At 63.3% G+C, this 1,353-nt stretch carries 2 protein-coding genes; both read right to left on the reverse strand.

Annotated features, from left to right (window positions below; all coding sequences use genetic code 11):
* A partial coding sequence (locus CTR53_RS21160) for a recombinase family protein (RefSeq protein WP_290818489.1) occupies nucleotides 1-894 on the reverse strand: 894 nt, incomplete at its 3' end.
* Nucleotides 875-1,042 (reverse strand): hypothetical protein, encoded by a 168-nt coding sequence (locus CTR53_RS21165; RefSeq protein WP_290818492.1) that lies wholly within the window; start codon nucleotides 1,040-1,042, stop codon nucleotides 875-877. The genes CTR53_RS21160 and CTR53_RS21165, both read right to left, overlap by 20 nt.
* Between the last annotated feature and the right edge of the window lie 311 nt (nucleotides 1,043-1,353).

A 1,353-nucleotide genomic window follows, 5' to 3' on the forward strand; every position in this document is an offset into this window, starting at 1 on the left:
GTACTCGTCCCACCCAATGTAGCCTTCGTGGTGTTCGGGGATCAAGATGGGCCAGTCGGGCTGCTCGACCCGCCGTCCCTTCAAGTTTCGCTGGCGGCCCTGCTCGATCCGGACGACCGTCTTGGTGCGCCCGTAGGCATACGCCCCCGCGTAAATCGGATTGCGCAGCATCTTGTTGAGGATCTGGTAACCCGGTAGCCTCCAGACGACGTGGCGCCCCTCGGGGCCGTACTGCACCGAGGGCAACTCGATGCGCTCTTGCCGCAGCCAGATCAGCACTTGGCGAATGCTGCCGAGTTCGCGAAACGTGCGGAACACCAACGCGATGGCCTCGCGAATGCGCCGGTCCGGATCGAGTTCGATGCGATCGTTGCGGGCCCGCAGGAACCCAATCGGCACGGTCGTCAACAACTCACCGCGCTGGGCTTTCTGCATCAGGGCCGCGTGGGACCGCTGGCGCAGGATGGAGAGTTCCAATTCGGAGAGGGTCCCCTTCATCCCGAGCAACAAGCGATCGTTGGGCTGGCGCGGATCGTAGATGCCGTCTTCGTCGATGATCAGGGCATCGACCAGTCGGCAGAATTCCAGCAGCGTGTGCCAGTCGCGGCCGTTGCGGGCCAGACGCGAGGCTTCGATGCAGAACACCGCGCCGACCGCGCCTTCGCACAAGGCCGCCAACAACCGCTCGAAGCCCGGACGATGAACGCCCGCGCCGGATCGGCCCAGGTCGTCGTCAATCACCACGACGTCATCCCAGCCGAGCGTGCGGGCCCGATCCGCCAACCCATACTGGCGTCGCTGACTCTCCCGGTGGTGCTGCACTTGATCGAGAGTGGATTGGCGAATGTAAACATGGGCCTGACGCGCCAGATGCTCAGGAGTGATCTTGCTCATGGTCCACCTCCCGCGCCAGGATCGGAATCATCAATTGAAGCAACTGAACCAGAAGTGCAAAAACCTCCGCTTCGATCGCAACCGGCAGGGGCGGCGCGGCATCGGTGTTCTGGAACAGATCGAACTGGTGGGTCTTTCGTGGCGTCACGCTCGTCTCCCTGGGTTGGTTCCGGTAGGCGAGACGGTAAGACCGCGTCGACGAGACCGCGAAGCTCGATCAGTGCTTGAATCGGCAAGACCGGGTCGGAGACTTGCCGCAGCAGGGCCGCCGCAGGCTCCGTCATCCAGGTGGGTAGTTGCGTCAGCGATCCATCGGGTTGCTCGACGACGTAGGCGGCCTCGCCGCGAAAGCGGTGACACCGGACGATCGTGACGCGCTGACCATGACCGGGATGGAAGCGATAGTGGATCGTGGCTTCGGAAGAGTGTTGATGGGCAGTATGTGGTTGGTCTGCCGGG

The sequence above is a fragment of the Ferrovibrio sp. genome, from assembly GCF_002796975.1.
GTDB lineage: Bacteria > Pseudomonadota > Alphaproteobacteria > Ferrovibrionales > Ferrovibrionaceae > Ferrovibrio.